Source organism: Roseibium litorale (genome assembly GCF_014842915.1).
In the GTDB taxonomy this organism is placed as follows: domain Bacteria; phylum Pseudomonadota; class Alphaproteobacteria; order Rhizobiales; family Stappiaceae; genus Roseibium; species Roseibium litorale.
Genome location: NZ_JACYXI010000002.1, coordinates 1 through 16,710 on the forward strand (window position 1 = coordinate 1; position 16,710 = coordinate 16,710).

Below are 16,710 nucleotides of genomic sequence, written 5' to 3' on the forward strand. Positions count from 1 at the left end.
CTATGGCCAGGAGCGCTGGAAGGTCCTGGCCCTCTTCACTCCAGCCGCCAAGGAGCTGGCCCATTTGACGGCACTGGCCGCCCGCAGGCAGGAATTGATCAGCATGAAAGTGGCGGAAACCAACCGCCTGAAGGCTCCTGGGCCGCAAGCGCTCAAAAACACATGCAAGGCCTTGCTGCGCACCATCAAGGCTCAACTAGAACTGCTGGATCAGCAGGTCGAAGACCTGATCGAGACCTGTCAGTCTCTCAAGCGCCGGGTAGCGGTGAGCCGATCGCTTCCCGGTGTCGGGCCGCGCACCGCCATCGGCCTGGCTGCCAGCATGCCGGAGCTGGGCACCTTGAGGCGGCGGCAAGCAGCCGCCCTCGCAGGCACGGCGCCTCATCCAAGAGACAGCGGCACCCTGCGAGGCTACAGGAAAATGCGCGGAGGACGGCCCCAGGTCCGGACCATCCTCTTCATGGCAGCATTGGCCGCGAGCCGGGCAAATGGTCCATTAAAGGCGTTCTATCAACGGCTTATACAGAACGGCAAAAAGCCAATCGTTGCCATCTCGGCTCTCATGCGCAAGATCATCGTCATCCTCAATGCCAGAATCAGAGAGGACATCGCAAAACAGAGTTGATGACGAACGGAGGGGCCGGCACACACATCTGGCATTGCGTGCGTGCGGAAAAGCCTTCGCGGACCAGGCAATTCCTTGCCCCGCGGTCGTCGTTACCGGCCTGCCCAGAACATCGCTTTGGGGATCCTGCACAGACAGGTCTCGAAAAAAAAGGCGGTCTATGCCATTGCCAGAAAGCGTCTCACTGCCTTGAAGACTATCCTGAGAGACCTGCGCAGTTTCGCCTAAACACAGTTGTCATGCCGGTTGTGCTGGAAGGAAATGCGCTAAGCCGCTAACCCTTTGCAGAGCGCAACTCACGATAGGGAATCAGACTGTGGAACTCGACATCCTGACGCTTGCCGGAGCTCTTGTTGCCTGTGCGATGGGAGGCTTGCTGAAGGGGGCTACCGGGGCAGGGGCTCCGATCATCGGCGTACCCGTTCTTGCCGCTCTGGTAGACGTCCAGTTCGCTGTTTCCGTGTTCGTCGTGCCCAATCTTCTAACGAACTTCTGGCAGGGCTGGCAGACACGCAAGCACTTGCTGCCATGGCCTTTTGTTCTTCTGTTCTCGGCGGGCGGCGGCATCGGCGCGGTGATCGGCACTTATTTTCTGGCGGGGCTGCCGTCTGAGGCGCTGCTCGTCATCATGTCCGTTGTGGTGCTGGGATATGTGCTGTTCCGGCTGCTGAAGCCGGACTGGGTTCTGCCCTACCAGACCGGGGTCTGGCTGGCGGGTCCTGCCGGGCTGCTCGGTGGCACGCTGCAGGGGGCGATCGGCATTTCCGCCCCGGCATCGCTCAGCTTTCTGAACGCATTGAAACTGCCGCGGCTCAGCTTCATCGGCACCATTTCGATCTTTTTCACCGTCATGTCGGCGTTTCAGTTCGAACGGCTGGTGGAAGTCGGTCTTCTGACGGGAGAGCGGTTTCTGGTCGGGCTTGGCGCGACAATGGCCATTCTGGCGGCCATGCCGCTGGGAGCCATGCTGGCCCGAAAAGTGGCCCGGGAAACCTTCGACCGGATCATTCTCGGTCTTCTGGTGCTGATCTCGGCCAAGATCCTCGCCGAGGTCTTTCTGCTCTGACGGGCGGGGTGGGACCGCCCGTCAGAATCAATCTGCAAGAAGCAGATCAGCCGTGCAGCTTCGCAGCTGTTTCGGCAATCAGTTGGCCCTGGTGGCGTGCGCCTTCCAGTTCGATTTCGCTCGGCTGACGCTCGCCCTTGCCGCCTGCAATGGTGGTTGCGCCATAAGGTGCGCCGCCAACGACTTCATCAATGGTCAACTGACCCTGGTGGCTGTAGGGCAGGCCGACGATGACCATGCCGAAGTGCAGCAGGTTGGTGAGGATCGAGAACAGGGTGGTTTCGTTGCCGCCATGCTGGGAAGCGGAAGAGGTGAAAGCACCTGCGACCTTGCCATGCAGGGCGCCAGTGGCCCACAGACCGCCAGCCTGTTCCCAGAAGTTTGCCATCTGCGACGGCATGCGGCCGAAACGGGTCGGAGCGCCAACGATGATCGCGTCGTAGTTCTTCAGGTCTTCAACGGTCGCGACCGGAGCGTCCTGCTCCAGCTTGAAATAAGCACCCTTGGCGATCTCTTCCGGCACGGTCTCGGCAACGCGCTTGATGTCGACAGTGGCGCCGGCGGAGCGTGCACCTTCTGCGATGGCGCCTGCCATGGTTTCGATGTGACCGTAGCTGGAATAGTAGAGAACGAGAACCTTAGCCATTGCGGCCTCCTGATCAGTGAAAGGAAACGGCGAGCCAGGAAAATGGCCTGCCTTGCCCCTACACATGACCTTGGTTGCGCTGCAACGTAAGAGCAGCAATTCCGCACGCTGTGTTCAATATTCGTGAACAGATGTTAAGTCCGGACAATTAATTGCGTGCTGCCGGATGCGCGAAAATGAAACCGCCCGGGCACAGCATTGAATCCGGCCCGGGCGTTCAATGGTGAAAGCCAAGTTTTCAGGCGGGCGGGCGCAATAACGCGCGCCCTCTATCAGGCCGTCCGTCAGGCTGGTGTGTCGATCGTCGCGAGGGTCTTCAGGTCCTGAGCCGGGTCAGCAATCTGCGCAGGGTCTGGCGACTTGCCGCTCTCGATCATGCGCTTGCCGACCATATAGGCGCGCGGATCATTCATCGAATCGACCGCAATCAGCCGGTTGCCCTTGAAATACCAGAAGGAAACGCTCTTCCCATCCACCGGGCGCGTCACAACGCGGTCATAGCCGGTGTTGAGGCCCGCGATCTGCAGTTTGACATCATATTGGTCCGACCAGAACCAGGGCTTGGCGGCATAAGGGGCTTCCGACCCCATGACGGCTGTGGCGGCGGCTTCCGCCTGGGCAATCGCGTTTCCAACGCTTTCCAGCCGGATACGTCCCCCCTGATAGGGGAAGGAGGCGCAGTCGCCGAAGGAATAGATCGACGGATCGCTGGTTTGACCGGAGGCGTTGACCGCGATTCCATTGTCGATTTCGAGGCCAGCGTCCCCCGCCAGCGTATCTGCGGGGTGAACACCGATGCCGGTGATGACGAACCCTGCCTCCACCATGCTGCCGTCCTCCAGCTCAACGCCGGTGACCTTGCCATGCTCACCGGTCAGGCGGGCAAGCCGTGCGCCTTCGAGGATTCTGACGCCGTGGCTGTCGTGCAGCGCCCGGAAATAGCTGGAGGTCTCACTGGCCGCGACCCGCTGAAGAATACGCTCAGCGGCTTCGATCAGGGTGACGCTCAACCCAAGTTTCGAGGCAACGGCTGCTGCTTCCAGGCCGATGTATCCGCCGCCGATGATGGCGCAGGACTTGGCGGTCTTCAGAAGACTGGCGAACCGGTCCGCGTCTTCCAGATCACGGATGGTCAGCACCCCTTCCAGATTTCCGCCGATGGCGTCAGGCAACCGGCGGGGAATGGAACCGGTTGCAATGGCAAGAACGCCATAGGGCAGGCTGGAGCCATCGGACAGGGCAACGGTCTTGGCCGTGCGGTCGATGGCCGTTGCCTTCACCCTCGTTTTCAGGGTGATGCCGTTCTTTTCATAAAATTCCAGCGGGCGCAGCAGCAAACGGTCCCGGTCCATCTCGCCAAGGGCATAGGCCTTGGACAGGGGCGGGCGCTGATAGGGGGCGGTTGCCTCCTCGCCGATCAGGGTGATCGGGCCCTCATGGCCAAGGCTGCGGAGCTTGGCGCAGAAGGACAGGCCTGCCTGTCCTGCGCCAATGACGACGACGGGGGAAGTGGTTTCGGTCATGAGCACTGCGGGACCTGTTTTGTCCTTGCCGTGGGCGGGGCGGGTGGCGGGTTGGCCCCGGGCAGGCGCCCGGGACGAATCTTGAGATCAAGATGCCACTAGTTGAGGATCACGGGCAAGTTCAACGGACCGCGGAAACCGAACCCGGAGAAAATCACTTCGTCCGGGTCGGTGAGTTTCATGTTCGGGAACCGGTCGAACAGCTTCGGCAGAAGGATCTGGCCGACCATGCGGCGGGCGATATGGGTGCCCATGCAGAAATGCGGACCGTTGCCGAAAGCCTGGTGCGGCACCTTGGGCCGGAAGATGTTGAAGAGGTGCCCGTCCTCATAGATCTCCTCGTCGTGGTTGGAGGAGGCCTGAATGGTCATGACCACGTCACCCTTGGGGATATGGAACCCGCGGATTTCCGTATCGGCGGTCACCCGGCGGGAACTGGCCTGGATGGGCGCGACCCAGCGCACGGCCTCTTCGAAGACTGTGGTCCACAGTTTGTCATCCTGCTTGGCGGCCGCCAGCTGGTCCGGATTGGTAAGAAGGCCGAAAACCGCCGTGAGAGCGGCATCGCGCGGTTCGTTGATGCCGCCGCCGATGGCGATCTTGATGTTGGCAATCATCTGCTCATGTTCGATCGGGTCATCTGCATTGATCATCGCCGCAACCGCCGACGGGTCGTCCGTGCCGCGCAGCTTATCGGCGGCCGCGTTGATGCAGGCATCCATGCGGACGTTTTCCCGGTCGCAGATTTCGAAGATCTCCGGCTTCCAGCCGAAATTGCCGGCGCCATTGATCAGGGTCTGTGACCAGAGTTCCATGTCGCTGTCGCTCGCCTCGGGAATACCGAGCAGAATCGCAAGGCAACGGGCCGACACGGGACCTGCCAGAGCCGGAAAAAGGTCGACAACCTCGCCGCGGGGCAGGCGGGCGACATAGTCCTCGACCACCTTCTCATAGGCCGGGATCCAGACATCCTTGATGTTTTTGGCGGAAAAGGACGAGGCCATGGCATTGCGCAGCCGCATGTGGTCCTCGCCGTCGCGCCGCATCAGGGTGTGGGCCCCGAAAGCGCGCTGCATCGGTGTGTTAGGATCGTCCGAGCTGAACAGAACCGGGTCATCCTTGACCATCTTCGTGTCCGCCGCCTTGGTCAGAAGCGTCCGCCCGACTGACTGGACCCTTAGGACGGGAGCCTCGGCCCGCAGCCGCTTGTAGATTGGATAGGGATCGCGCGTGAGCTGATCGATGGTGATGGTGGTGTCCAGCGGTGCAAGCGGCGCTCTTGAGCGCGCATGGGCTGCGTCAGCCATAATGTCCTCTCCTCCCGGCAGGCCGTCCTCCAACGGTGTCTGCCCATGGCGGACCTTCTCCGGCCAGCCGTTTCCAAGGTTTAAACTCTGGATCTTTTGATTGCATCGGGCAATTAGATCGGATTGATATACTTTATCGGAGAATTCAATTCACCGATAGGGCAGGAAGGGCCGCGGGGGAGGAGCCATGAGCCGGGTAGACCCGTTTTCAATTGATTTCAATGCCTTGCGGACACTCGTTCAGGTTTTCGACAGTGGCTCGTTTTCCGGTGCCGCAGAGCGGCTGGACGTGAATCAGTCGACCGTCAGCTATACGATTGAGCGGCTGCGCAAGGCCTTGCAGGACCCCCTGTTCGTGCGGCAGGGAAGCGGAATCGCGGCAACGGACCGCTGCTCGGACATTGTCGCCGGACTGCGGGACATGCTGGAGTCCTACCAGGCCATTGCAACACCGCGCGCCTTCGACCCTGCGGAAGCCGCCGGGCTGGTGTCCCTGTCCTGCAACTACTATGAGCGGCTGGTGATCCTGCCGGAACTTTTGAGGGTACTGCGCGCTCAGGCCCCTGGGCTATCGGTTGCCGTTCACCAGGCCTTCGGCTCGGGAGGCGCTCAGCTGAAGCGCGGAGACAGCGATTTCCTGATGGGTCCGATCCGCTTCAATGACAGCGGGCTCTACAAGCGGAGGCTGCTCAACGATCACTACGTCTGTGTGATGGACCGGGGGAACCCGCTGGCCAGCCGCACACTGGACCTCGCCTCTTACGTCTCTGCTGCCCATGCCGTGGTGACCTATGGCGGCAACTGGAAGTCCAACTACCTGCTGGAGCTGGAAAAACAGGGCATTCTGCTCAACCAGGTTCTGGGTGTTCCAAGTCCCGCTGATCTCGGCACAATCCTGCGGGGAACGGACTTGATCGCCACTTTGCCGAGCCGGATGGCGGCTTCCATGGACAAGGGAGTGGTGATCCGCCCCTGTCCGTGCCCGGCGCCGTTCGACATCGATCTGGTCTGGACATCACGTACGCAGCATTCGCCGATGCACGCCTGGGTGCGGCAGGAAATTGCCCGCATCGCCAATTCGGTTCCTCCGGCCAGTGCGTTGGATGCCGAAACCCATCGCTATCAGGAAATTGGATCGGATGTATCGATGTGACCGGATTGATCAATGAGGTATGAGGTCTTACCCGCTTAAAGCTGCCCGGAGGGACGCCCGGGGGAGGAAAGCTGCGCAAGGAGGAGGCGCAAACTATGCCCAAGCTCATTTTCATCGAAGCCGATGGCACCCGCACGGAAGTGGATGCCCAGATAGGCAAATCGGTCATGGAAACCGCCCGGGACGGAAATGTCGCTGGCGTGGTGGCGGATTGCGGCGGCTCGCTCGCCTGCGCCACTTGCCATTGCTATTTCAGCGAGGATCAGATGGCGGCACTGCCGTCAAAGAGCGATACGGAAGCCGACATGCTGGACTTCGCCAATGCGGAGGTGAAGGACGGCAGCCGCCTGAGCTGCCAGATCATCGTCACCGAGGATATGGATGGCTGGGAAATCCGCGTTCCCGATACGCAATAAGGCTGGCAGTCAGAGCCGGACAATCGGCACCCGGTCGCCGGATTTGGCGGCCGGGGCATGAGGCGGGCGGACAATCAGAGCGCCCGCGCGTGCCAGCAGGCTGAGCATGGAACTGTCCTGGGTCGGGAAGGGCGACACAGTCAGCCGGCCGTCAGCATCTTCCGAAAGCAGTGCCCGGATATAATCCTGCCGCCGGTCATTCTCGCGCAGATCAGCCGTTACCATGGCTTCCAGAAGCCTTTCGTTCTGCCCTGGCTGATTGAGCATTTTTGCGAGGAGCGGTTTCAGGAATAGGAGCGCACAGACAATGCTGGAGACCGGGTTGCCCGGCAGGCCAAGCACCTTGGTCCCGCCCAGATGACCTGCCATCAACGGTTTACCCGGACGCATGGCGATCTTCCAGAAGGCCAGTTCCATGCCTTCGCCGCCCAGCACATCCTGAACCAGGTCGTGGTCGCCGACAGAGGCTCCGCCAAGGGTGACCAGAACATCCGCCTTGGCCTCTACGGCCCGGCGCACATGGCTTGCCATGATCCCGACGTCATCAGGTGAAATTCCGAGATCCAGGACCGCGCCGCCGCAATCCTCGACCATGGCGGCGATGCCGGCGTGATTCGAGGCGATGATCTGATCCGGGCCGGGCTCTCCTCCCGGCGTCACCAGCTCGTCACCTGTGGCAAGCACGGCCACCAGCGGCTTGCGCTGAACCGGCAGCACCGCATGGTTCATGGCGGCGGCGAGCGAAAGAGACCGGTAATCGAGCCTAGTTCGGGCGCTCAGCAGCAGGTCACCTTCGGCAAAATCCAGTCCGGGGGCACGAATGTTGGCGCCGGGTTTGGGCGCTTCCAGAACGGTCACTTGGCTGCCTTCGCGGCCGGTGTTTTCCTGAATGACGACAGTGTCCGCGCCTTTGGGCACCGGTGCTCCGGTGAAAATCCGCACGGTCTCGCCCTTTTGCACCGTGCCGGTGAACCCATGGCCCGCAGGCGCCTCGCCGATAAGGGTGAGCGTTGCAGGCACCTCGATCACATCCGCATGGCGGACGGCATAACCGTCCATGGCGGAGGCTGCGAAGGGCGGCTGGGTGCGTTTGGAGGCAAGGTCCAGCGCCAGGATGCGGCCATTGGCTGCGGAAAGCGGCACATTCTCGCGCCCGAGCGGATGAACATCCTTCAACAGGCGCTCAAGGGCCTCGGAAACGGGAATCAGAGGCGCATTTCCAGCCATGTCAGGTTCCCCCGGTTCCGCCGTCTGCAATGGTCCAGTGACCGGATTTGCCGCCAGCCTTTTCCAGAAGCCGCACGCCGCCGATGACCATGCCCCGGTCCACCGCCTTCGCCATGTCATAAACGGTAAGGCAGGCGACGGAGCAGGCCGTCAGGGCTTCCATCTCGACACCGGTCTGGCCGCTGACCTTCGTGGTTGCGGTCACCCGCAGGCCAGGTAAGGTGCTGTCCGGCTCGATGTCGATGGTGACCTTGGAAAGCGCCAGCGGATGGCAGAGCGGGATCAACTCGTGGGTCTTCTTCGCCGCCATGATACCGGCAATCCGGGCGGTGGCGATCACGTCGCCCTTCTTGGCGTTGCCCGACACAATCAGCTCAAGGGTTTCCGGACGCATGGTCACGGTCCCCTCAGCCACGGCGATGCGCGACGTGACGGCCTTTTCCGAAACGTCGACCATGTGGGCTGCGCCCGCCGCATCGATATGGGTCAGTTTCGGGCCTTCACCGCTTCCGCTCATGAGCTGACTTACTCCGCTGCGTCTGCGGTCTGGCGTGTCAGAAGGGCCCGTGTCGCAGAGGCAACGTCCGCCTGGCGCATCAGGCTTTCGCCGATGAGGAAGGTGTTGATGCCGCTCTTGCCCATGCGGGTCAGGTCGTCCGGGGTGAAGAGACCCGATTCGCCAACGATGATCCGGTCGGACGGTACCATCGGCGCCAGCCGCTCGCTGGTTTCCAGAGACGTCTCGAAGGTCTTCAGATTGCGGTTGTTGATGCCGAGAAGCTTCGAGGAGAGCTTCAGCGCCCGCTCCATCTCTTCTTCGTCATGAACTTCCAGAAGCACGTCCATGCCCAGCTCGAAGGCGGTGTCTTCCAGTGCCTTGGCGATATCATCTTCCACGGCGGCCAGGATGATCAGGATGCAATCTGCTCCCCAGGCGCGGGCCTCGTGAACCTGATAGGTGTCATAGAGGAAGTCCTTGCGCAGGGCGGGCAGGCTGACGGCCTCGCGGGCGGCATTCAGATATTCCGGCTTACCCTGGAAGGATGGCGTGTCGGTCAGAACAGACAAACAGGCTGCTCCGCCGGTCTCGTAGGCCTTGGCCAGAAGCGGGGGATCGAAATCCTCGCGGATCAGGCCCTTGGAAGGGCTGGCCTTCTTGATCTCCGCGATCAGGGCATAGTCCCCGGCGGCAAGCTTGGTTTCGATGGCCTTCTGGAAACCGCGGGGCGGGGCGATCTCGCTTATGACGGAGGTAAGCTCACGAAGAGAGACCAGGCTCTTGGCTGCTGCGATTTCCGCGCGCTTGTACTCTTCGATTTTCTTCAGAATGTCAGCCATCGTACTTATCCGTTGGACACTGCGACCAGCCGTTCCAGCCGGTCGGCTGCTGCGCCGCTGTCGAGGGACTGTGCCGCAAGCGCGACGCCTTCGGGCAAGGTCTCACACCGTCCCGCAATGATGAGCGACGCGGCGGCATTGAACAAGACAACATCGCGGTAGGGATTGCGGGCACCCTGGAGCACTTCGCGCAGGGCCCGTGCGTTTTCCTCCGGCTCGCCGCCCTTGAGATCCTCTATCCGGGCGAGGGGAAGACCCGCGTCCGAGGGGTGGATCTCGAAGGAGCGCAGATTTCCGTCCTTGAGTTCCGTCACATAGCTGACGCCAGTGGTGGTGATCTCATCCATGCCATCGGAGCCGTGAACGACCCAGACATGTTTGGAGCCAAGATTGCGCAGAACCTCCGCGATCGGCTCCACCCACTCGCGGGCAAAGACGCCGAGCATCTGGCGCTTGACCCCAGCCGGGCTGGAAAGGGGGCCAAGCAGGTTGAAGATCGTGCGTGTGCCAAGCTCCACCCGGGTCGGGCCGACATGTTTCATGGCCGAATGATGCAAGGGCGCGAACATGAACCCGATCCCGGCCTTGTCGATGCATTCGCTGATCTTGTCTGGGCCGATATCGATGTTCACGCCCAGCTGGGCCAGAGCCTCGGAGGAGCCGGACTTGGACGAAAGCGAGCGGTTGCCGTGCTTGGCCACCGGAACGCCGCAGCCCGCCACCACAATCGAGGTGCAGGTGGAAATGTTGTAGCTGCCCGTGCTGTCGCCGCCGGTGCCGACGATGTCGACAGCATCCTGAGGCGCCTTCACGGTAAGCATCTTGGACCGCATGGTGTCGACCGCTGCGGTCACTTCATCGATGGTCTCGCCGCGCACGCGCAGGGCCATCAGGAAACCGCCAAGCTGGGAGGGTGTGGCTTCGCCGGAAAGGATGATCTCGAATGCCTTGCGGGCATCCTCGCGCGAAAGCGAGGCGCCGCCGGCAACCTTGGCGATATAGTCCTTGAAATTACTCATGGCCTTGTCCGTTCGGGATTGCCGGAGGCGCTGCTCAAATGAGCTGCTCCGATGCGGGGCGTCAGTTCGAAGGGGCGCCGATCACGAGGCCGATGGCGGCCTGGTTGATCTCGACACCTGCTTCCGCTTCCACCTGAGAGATGTACTCGTTGAGAAGCGAATCCTGCAACTGCTGGGAAAGCTGATCACGGATCTGCTTCAGATCGTCGCTTTCCGCGAAGAATGCGGGGGTATTGGTGGCATCGACACGCAGAATCAGACGGCCATTGCCCTTTGCCTCGCCCGCATCCGTGATGGTCCCTGCCGGACCGGAGAAGATCACGGTTGCAGCTTCCTGACTGAGGTCGCCGGACGCTTCACCGCGCTTGACGTTCTCTGCGGTTTTCACGGTGAGGCCGTTCTCCGCCGCCAGATCTGCAAGGCTGGTTCCGGCCTTGGCCTTGTCCACCAGCTCCTTGACCCTTGCGTTGATGCGCTTGTCCGTCTCTTCGGCCTTCCAGGCCTTGATCACGCCGTCACGCACTTCGGAAAGCTCGCGGTCCCGGGCGGGGGTCACCTTGGTCACTTCGTACCAGAGGAAGCCGCGCTGGCCGATCGGCAGCGGGTCGTTCTCGATGCCGATGTCGCTGTCGAACGTGCCTGCCACAAGACCATCCACATCCGGAAGCAGAACTGCCTTGCCGTCTTCGCCCTTGCCGGTGTTGTCGAACGGGGCAGGGGTGATGGTCTTCAGCTGGAAGCGGTCGGCAACGGCCTGCAGGCTTTCGCCGCCGGCGCGCGCATCCTCAACATCATTCAGGAGGTCAAGGACTTCCCGCTCGGCAGTTTCTTTGGCCAGCGTCTTGCGGATGTCCGCGCTGACTTCCTCAAGCGGCTTGGTATGTGCCGGCTGAACTTCTGTGACGTTGATGACGACGGAGGAGAACCGGCCATCGATAATGCCGCTGGTCTCTCCGGTTTCCATGGAGAAAGCCGCATCGCCGATTGCCGGGTCAAGGAAGTCGCTCTTGGTCATAAGGCCGAGAGAGACGTCCTTGTCGGCAAGATTGCGCTCGGCCATGAGGTCATCGAATGTCTTTCCGGCCTTCAGCTCTTCGGCGGCCTTGTCCGCGTCTTCCTTGTTCAGGAAGGCAATCTGACGGACCATGCGGCGCTCAGGCTGGGAATAGGCATCGGTGTTGTCGTCATATTCCTGCTTGATCGCCTCGTCAGTCACATCCCCGGGACGGGCAAGACTGTCGGGCGTCAGTTCAAGCAGAACGTCCTGACGGTATTCCGGAGCCCGGAACTTTTCCTTCTGAGCTTCATAATAGCTTTCCAGCGTTGCCTGATCCGGATCGGCGATCTCGCCGATGGACGAAGCATCGATGGTCAGATAGCTGACATTGCGGGTCTCGCCCTGAAAGCGGTTCACCGCTTCCAGATAGGCATCGGGAGCAACCATGCCGCCGGAGACGGCTTCAGCCAGCTGCTGACGTTCCGCCAGCTTGCGGCGGTCGGTGACATATTCGTCTTCGCTGACGCCTGCGTTCCGCAGCACCTGTGCCAGACGGTTGCGGTCGTATCCGCCGGCCGGGCTCTGGAAGGCCGGGTCGGCATGGATCAGGGAAATCAGCCGTTCGTCCGAGACACCAAGCCGCATGCTGGTTGCAGCCTCATCGAGAGCTGCCTGCGCGACAAGGCGGCCAAGCGTCTGCTGCGGCAGGCCGAACTGCGCCCCCTCGGTGGTGGAGAGCGTCCGTCCGATGCGGCTGGAGAAGTTTGCAAGATCACGGCGGTATTCGCGGTCAAAAGTGATCAGCGGAATCTCGGTGTCCCCGACCGTGGCGACCACGTTCTGGCCAAAGCCCTTGAACATGTCTGCGACGCCCCACACGGCAAAGCTGAGCACAAGCAATGCGATAAACAGTTTGGCAACAATGGTGCCAGCGCCCTTGCGCAGCGCGTCGAGCATGACGTCTCCAGTCTCTTGCAATCCGGGGTCCGGTTTCTCCGGACCTTATATGAACTCTCAAAGCTCCGCTTCGGAGCGGGCGGATAATAGAGACGGGAACCGGGGCGGGCAAGGCGGCGGGCGACTTTCTGCCACGAAGCTTTTCCGGAGGGCCTTCGAGCGCGAAAATTCACTGGCAGCGGCAGGCATTCGGCGCTAGACGAAAGGCCGCATTTCGAGATCTTTCAAAAGGACCGCTTGGCATGACGCAGACCATCAAGCCGCTTGTTGCCGGAAACTGGAAAATGAATGGAACCCGCGCTTCGCTGGAGGAATTCAGCCGGATTGTGGCGGGTTTCAGTGCGGATCTTGCGGCCAGGGCCGATACGATGATCTGTGCTCCGGCAACTCTGACGGCACTGATGGCTGAGGCTGCAAAGGGCACACCGGTGCAGGTTGGCGCGCAGGATTGCCACGCCAAGGCCAATGGGGCCCACACCGGCGATCTGTCTGCCGAAATGCTGGCCGATGCAGGTGCAAGTGCGATTATCGTCGGCCATTCCGAGCGCCGTGCGGATCATGGTGAAAGTGATTCTGATGTGCGTGCCAAGGCGGAAGCTGCCTGGCGGGCAGGGGTTCCTGCCATCATCTGTGTTGGCGAGACGGAAGCGCAGCGCAAGGCAGGTGAGGAAGTCGCCGTCGTGTCTGAGCAGCTTGCCGGTTCGGTTCCGGACGGTGCAACGGCGAAGAACTGTGTCATTGCCTATGAGCCGGTCTGGGCTATTGGCACCGGCCTGACGCCGACCGCAGCCGACGTGGAAGCCATGCATGGCGCCATGCGCGATGTGCTGGTGAAGCGCTTCGGTGCGGAAGGCGCATCCATGCGGCTGCTCTACGGCGGCTCTGTGAAGCCTGGCAATGCCGTTGAACTGATGGGCGTTGCCAATGTGGACGGCGCGCTTGTTGGTGGGGCCAGCCTGAAGGCCGCCGATTTCCTCGGGATCCTGGCCGCTTACGCCTGATCCCGGCCTGAAACCTGTTCATTTGGCGGCTCACCCTTGAAAGGGGATAGGGCAAAGTTCCATTTCAAGGGTGGAAAGCCTGGCGAAGGTGGTGTAGAACCCCGCCAATCTTGAACAAACAGAATGGCAAACGATGGAAACCGTAGTCATCGTCATACATTTGATGGTCGTGCTGGCACTGGTGCTGGTCGTCCTGCTTCAGCGTTCCGAAGGCGGAGCTCTTGGCATGGGCGGCGGTGGCGGCGGTGGCTTCATGTCCAGCCGCGGGACAGCAAACGTTCTGACCCGGGCGACTGCGATTCTTGCTGCAGCCTTTTTCGCAACCTCTGTTGCCCTCAGCCTCATCGCCAAGATGAATGAGAGCCCGTCCTCTATTCTTGATTCCGGTCCGTCTGCCACGCAGACCCTGCCGTCCGCTCCGGAAGGCAGCTCGGGCAATGGTATCCTGGATGCTCTCAAGAAGCCTGAAGAGCCCGCTGGTGCGCAGGTCCCGGCTGCTCAGTAAGCCGTGAGGCCGCACAAGGCCGCGGTTCCGTGACATAAAGGGTTCGGACCCATAAATTTGATGTGAATGGTTTGAGCGAATATGCTTGGATACAAGGAGCAAGGCTGCAGGAAGCCTTAGGGCTTTCAAAGGCTTGCAACGCAGTGGCCGGGCATATTCGCCAAATCCCTCCGGGACGCTCAACTGGCTTTGAAATGCGGCGTTGAGCGTCTCAACCGGGCGAAAGCCCGCTTTTCGACGCTCGCCTTGCCTTTCTGTGCCAGTTGAAGCGCCATTCGCATCAGATTTATGCGTCCGAACCCTAATGCCCTGCGCCTCTACGCAGGGCATTTTTATTGTGTCTAACGAAACTCCCGGGTGGTCAGATGGCCCCCCGCAACGATATGGTATTGCTCCATGGCGCGATACATTTTCATCACTGGCGGCGTGGTCTCCTCGCTTGGCAAAGGTCTGGCTTCTGCAGCTCTTGGGGCTTTGCTCCAGGCGCGGGGCTACAAGGTCCGGCTTCGTAAGCTCGACCCCTATCTCAACGTTGATCCGGGCACGATGAGCCCGTATCAGCACGGCGAATGCTTCGTCACCGACGACGGGGCAGAGACGGATCTCGACCTCGGTCACTACGAGCGGTTCACCGGCCGTCCTGCCAACAAGCAGGACAACATCACCACCGGACGGATCTATCAGGACATCATCGCCAAGGAACGGCGCGGGGATTATCTCGGCGGCACCGTTCAGGTGATTCCGCATGTGACCGATGCCATCAAGGCCTTCGTTCTGGATGGCAACGAAGATTATGACTTCGTTCTGACGGAAATCGGCGGCACGGTTGGCGATATCGAGGGCCTGCCGTTCTTCGAGGCAATCCGCCAGCTTGGCAACGACCTGCCGCGCGGCGATGTGGTTTATGTTCACCTGACCTTGATGCCGTATATCCCGGCGGCGGGTGAAATGAAGACCAAGCCGACCCAGCACTCGGTCAAGGAGCTGCGCTCCATCGGCATTCAGCCGGATATCCTGATGGTCCGCTGCGACCGCCAGATTCCGGAAACGGAACGCCGCAAGCTGTCCCTGTTCTGTAACGTGCGCGAAAGCGCCGTCATCCCGGCTTATGACGTCAAATCCATCTATGACGTGCCGATCGCCTACCACAAGGAAGGCCTGGACGACGAAGTTCTGACCGCTTTCGGCATCAAGGGTGCTCCGGCTCCGGTGCTCGACCGCTGGACCAGCATTTCCGAAGGCATTGCCAATCCGGAAGGCGAAGTGAAGATCGCTATCGTCGGCAAGTACACGGTGCTGAAGGATGCCTACAAGTCGCTGATTGAGGCGCTTGTTCATGGCGGTCTGGCCAACCGGGTGCGGGTCAACATGGAGTGGATCGATTCGGAGATCTTCGAGAAGGAAGATCCGACTCCTTATCTGGAAGGCGTGCACGGCATTCTGGTGCCCGGCGGCTTCGGCGAACGCGGAGCGGAAGGCAAGATTGCCGCGGCTCACTTCGCCCGAACCCGCAAGATCCCGTATTTCGGGATTTGCTTCGGCATGCAGATGGCGGTTCTGGAAGCTGCCCGTAACATGGCCGGTATCACGGAAGCCAACTCCACCGAGTTCGGCCCTGCCAAGGAGCCTGTCGTTGGCCTGATGACCGAATGGTCCAAGGGCAACGAGAAGGAAGTCCGGTCTCAGGACGGCGATCTCGGCGGCACCATGCGTCTGGGAGCCTACACGGCAGCCCTGAAGCCGGGATCCAAGATCGCGGACATCTACGGTTCGATCAGCGTTTCCGAACGCCACCGTCACCGCTATGAGGTGAACATCGGCTACCGGGAGAAGCTGGAATCCTGCGGTCTGATCTTTGCGGGCACGTCCCCCGATGGGGTGCTGCCGGAAACGGTCGAAATCGCGGATCATCCCTGGTTCATCGGCGTTCAGTACCATCCGGAACTGAAGTCCCGTCCGTTCGAGCCGCATCCGCTTTTCGCATCCTTCGTCAAGGCTGCCATGCATCAGAGCCGTCTGGTCTGACGGATATTGCCGCAAGGGCAAAATGAGGGGGAAGCCATGGTGCGTGGGCTCGATCACGTTGTCGCTGCCGTTCAGGATCTGGATGCAGCGGCCCGCGCCTGGGAAGCGCTTGGCTTCTCCGTCACACCGAAGGCCGTTCACCCATGGGGAACGGCCAACCGGCTGATCCAGCTCGACAGGTTCTTCGTTGAGCTTCTTGCCCTTGAAGACGCATCCCTCATTCAGGATGCAGGCGAGGGCGCCTTTTCCTTTGGCGCTTTCAACCGGGACTATCTGGCCTCCGGCAAGGAGGGCATGTCCATGCTCGTGGCCGAAAGCCGGGACCCGGCAGCAGACCGCGCAGCCTTTGCAGAGCTGGGGCTGCGCACCTATGAGCCGTTTTCCTTCGGCCGCAAGGCGGTACAGCCTGATGGGTCTGTCCGCGAAGTCGGGTTCGACCTGACCTTTACGTCTGAGCCGCTTGCCCCTGAAATCGGGTTCTTCACCTGCTACAACCGCTTCCCTGAAAACTTCTGGAAGCCGGCTTATCAGACTCATAAAAATGGTGCGCGCAGCCTGAGTGGCGTCACCATGGTCGCGGCCGACCCGTCCGATCATCATGAGTTTCTCGGCGGCTTTACCGGCCAGCGCGAGATGCGCGCGACGAGCCTTGGCCTTGAGATGGATACGCCCCGCGGCACGATTTCTGTCCTGACCCCGCGCGCCTACCGTTTCCGGGACGGCGATGCCGCAGCTGACTGCCTGCCTTCCAGCTTGCCGGTCCTCGCCGCCCTCGAAATTGCCTGCGAAGGCTTGTCCGGGCGCAAGGTGATCCCGGCCAGCGGTCTTTACGGCATTACTTTGGCTCTCGTGCCCGCCTGATTTATTTCCTTGATTGCATCAGCAGCTTGTCAGGTGACCCTGTT

Annotated in this window: 16 protein-coding genes; 8 read left to right on the forward strand and 8 right to left on the reverse strand. The window is 61.2% G+C overall.

Annotated elements, in window-relative coordinates; genetic code table 11:
- Together IG616_RS04030 and IG616_RS04035 are read left to right on the forward strand one after the other, a co-directional pair.
- A partial coding sequence (locus IG616_RS04030; protein ID WP_192146738.1) for a transposase occupies positions 1 to 625 on the forward strand: 625 nt, incomplete at its 5' end.
- A gap of 316 nt (positions 626 to 941) precedes the next feature.
- Complete coding sequence (locus tag IG616_RS04035) at positions 942 to 1,691, forward strand: sulfite exporter TauE/SafE family protein (protein WP_209007279.1); 750 nt, start codon at positions 942 to 944, stop codon at positions 1,689 to 1,691.
- A gap of 46 nt (positions 1,692 to 1,737) precedes the next feature.
- Here IG616_RS04035 and wrbA read toward each other — a convergent pair whose 3' ends face one another.
- The 3 genes from wrbA to IG616_RS04050 form a co-directional block, all read right to left on the reverse strand.
- The gene (wrbA, locus tag IG616_RS04040) at positions 1,738 to 2,337 is read right to left on the reverse strand and encodes an NAD(P)H:quinone oxidoreductase (RefSeq protein ID WP_192146739.1); all 600 of its coding nucleotides are present in this window, start codon (positions 2,335 to 2,337) and stop codon (positions 1,738 to 1,740) included.
- A 284-nt stretch (positions 2,338 to 2,621) separates the two neighbouring features.
- On the reverse strand, positions 2,622 to 3,860 hold the full coding sequence (locus tag IG616_RS04045; RefSeq protein ID WP_192146740.1) for an NAD(P)/FAD-dependent oxidoreductase: 1,239 nt from the start codon (positions 3,858 to 3,860) through the stop codon (positions 2,622 to 2,624).
- 98 nt (positions 3,861 to 3,958) lie between these two features.
- Positions 3,959 to 5,167, reverse strand: coding sequence for a cytochrome P450 (locus IG616_RS04050; protein WP_192146741.1), 1,209 nt, complete (start codon positions 5,165 to 5,167; stop codon positions 3,959 to 3,961).
- A gap of 187 nt (positions 5,168 to 5,354) precedes the next feature.
- On the opposite strand from IG616_RS04050, the gene IG616_RS04055 reads away from it, so the two are divergent.
- Both IG616_RS04055 and IG616_RS04060 read left to right on the forward strand, forming a co-directional pair.
- Complete coding sequence (locus tag IG616_RS04055; RefSeq protein ID WP_192146742.1) at positions 5,355 to 6,320, forward strand: LysR family transcriptional regulator; 966 nt, start codon at positions 5,355 to 5,357, stop codon at positions 6,318 to 6,320.
- Between the two features lie 95 nt (positions 6,321 to 6,415).
- Positions 6,416 to 6,736 carry a 2Fe-2S iron-sulfur cluster-binding protein gene (locus IG616_RS04060; RefSeq protein WP_192146743.1) on the forward strand — a complete coding sequence of 107 codons (321 nt, stop codon included), beginning with the start codon at positions 6,416 to 6,418 and terminating at the stop codon, positions 6,734 to 6,736.
- Positions 6,737 to 6,745: 9 nt separating this feature from the next.
- Here the strand turns inward: IG616_RS04060 and IG616_RS04065 are convergent, their stop codons facing one another.
- From IG616_RS04065 to IG616_RS04085, 5 genes are all read right to left on the reverse strand, one after another.
- Positions 6,746 to 7,963: a molybdopterin molybdotransferase MoeA gene (locus tag IG616_RS04065; protein ID WP_192146745.1), complete on the reverse strand. Its 1,218-nt coding sequence runs from the start codon at positions 7,961 to 7,963 to the stop codon at positions 6,746 to 6,748.
- A 1-nt stretch (position 7,964) separates the two neighbouring features.
- The gene (gene moaC / locus IG616_RS04070) at positions 7,965 to 8,480 is read right to left on the reverse strand and encodes a cyclic pyranopterin monophosphate synthase MoaC (protein WP_192146747.1); all 516 of its coding nucleotides are present in this window, start codon (positions 8,478 to 8,480) and stop codon (positions 7,965 to 7,967) included.
- A gap of 8 nt (positions 8,481 to 8,488) precedes the next feature.
- Positions 8,489 to 9,301, reverse strand: coding sequence for an indole-3-glycerol phosphate synthase TrpC (trpC, locus tag IG616_RS04075; RefSeq protein ID WP_192146749.1), 813 nt, complete (start codon positions 9,299 to 9,301; stop codon positions 8,489 to 8,491).
- Positions 9,302 to 9,306: 5 nt separating this feature from the next.
- A complete protein-coding gene (gene trpD, locus IG616_RS04080; RefSeq protein WP_192146751.1) occupies positions 9,307 to 10,320 on the reverse strand; it encodes an anthranilate phosphoribosyltransferase in 1,014 nt (337 codons plus the stop codon).
- Between the two features lie 61 nt (positions 10,321 to 10,381).
- Positions 10,382 to 12,274, reverse strand: coding sequence for a SurA N-terminal domain-containing protein (locus IG616_RS04085; protein WP_192146753.1), 1,893 nt, complete (start codon positions 12,272 to 12,274; stop codon positions 10,382 to 10,384).
- A 242-nt stretch (positions 12,275 to 12,516) separates the two neighbouring features.
- Between IG616_RS04085 and tpiA the strand changes: the two genes are divergently transcribed.
- The 4 genes from tpiA (at position 12,517) to IG616_RS04105 (ending at position 16,666) form a co-directional block, all read left to right on the forward strand.
- Complete coding sequence (gene tpiA / locus IG616_RS04090) at positions 12,517 to 13,275, forward strand: triose-phosphate isomerase (RefSeq protein WP_192146755.1); 759 nt, start codon at positions 12,517 to 12,519, stop codon at positions 13,273 to 13,275.
- 133 nt (positions 13,276 to 13,408) lie between these two features.
- Positions 13,409 to 13,780, forward strand: a complete 372-nt coding sequence (gene secG / locus IG616_RS04095) for a preprotein translocase subunit SecG (RefSeq protein WP_192146758.1) — start codon at positions 13,409 to 13,411, stop codon at positions 13,778 to 13,780.
- A gap of 396 nt (positions 13,781 to 14,176) precedes the next feature.
- Positions 14,177 to 15,805 (forward strand): CTP synthase, encoded by a 1,629-nt coding sequence (pyrG, locus tag IG616_RS04100; RefSeq protein ID WP_192146760.1) that lies wholly within the window; start codon positions 14,177 to 14,179, stop codon positions 15,803 to 15,805.
- A 36-nt stretch (positions 15,806 to 15,841) separates the two neighbouring features.
- A complete protein-coding gene (locus IG616_RS04105) occupies positions 15,842 to 16,666 on the forward strand; it encodes a VOC family protein (protein ID WP_192146762.1) in 825 nt (274 codons plus the stop codon).
- Positions 16,667 to 16,710 lie beyond the last annotated feature (44 nt).